This is a genomic window from Pseudomonas sp. EL_65y_Pfl1_R83, from assembly GCF_963970695.1.
Classification (GTDB): Bacteria; Pseudomonadota; Gammaproteobacteria; order Pseudomonadales; family Pseudomonadaceae; genus Aquipseudomonas; species Aquipseudomonas tritici.
This window is the reverse complement of the sequence record NZ_CAXAQI010000203.1, coordinates 1-547: the sequence shown is the minus strand read 5'-3', so window position 1 is coordinate 547 and position 547 is coordinate 1. Positions and strand designations below refer to the sequence as shown.

General features: G+C 67.3%; 1 protein-coding gene. It reads left to right on the top strand.

The window, feature by feature from the left end; genetic code table 11:
• On the top strand, positions 1-547 hold a 547-nt coding region (locus AACY08_RS28415; RefSeq protein ID WP_339472426.1), incomplete at both ends, for a hypothetical protein.

Genomic DNA, 547 nt, shown 5'->3' with positions numbered 1-547 from the left:
GTCGCGTGCGGTCGCGCTGGGCGATGCCGGGCTGTGGCAATCGCTGGCGGGCGACCTTCCCGCCTATCAGGCGGATGACGGCCTGCTGCGCTATTGGCCATCTGGCAGCCTGACCGGCTCGGAAGCGCTGACCGCTTATGTGCTGGCGATGACCTCCGACGCGGGATTGCCGATCCCGGCGGGCCCGCGCGCGAAGATGATCGAGGGGCTGAAGGCCGTGCTCGACGGGCGCTTGCGGCATGAGGATTATGGCGATGTGCGCTGGCAGCGCGTCTATGCCTTCAACGCGCTCGCGCGCGCCGGGGCCGCGACCCCGGCGATGCTCGGCCAATTGAGCATGACGCCAAAGGAGATGCCGACCGCGTTGCTGGCCGATTATCTCGTGTCGCTCGATCATCTGCAGGGCCTGGCCAATGGCGCTGCGCTGAAGAGCGCCGCCGAGGCCGTCCTGCGCACGCGGCTCGTCTATGAAGGCACACGGCTCGATCTGTCGGACAGCAGCAATCAGCCATGGTGGCTGATGTCATCGAGCGACGAAGCGTCGATC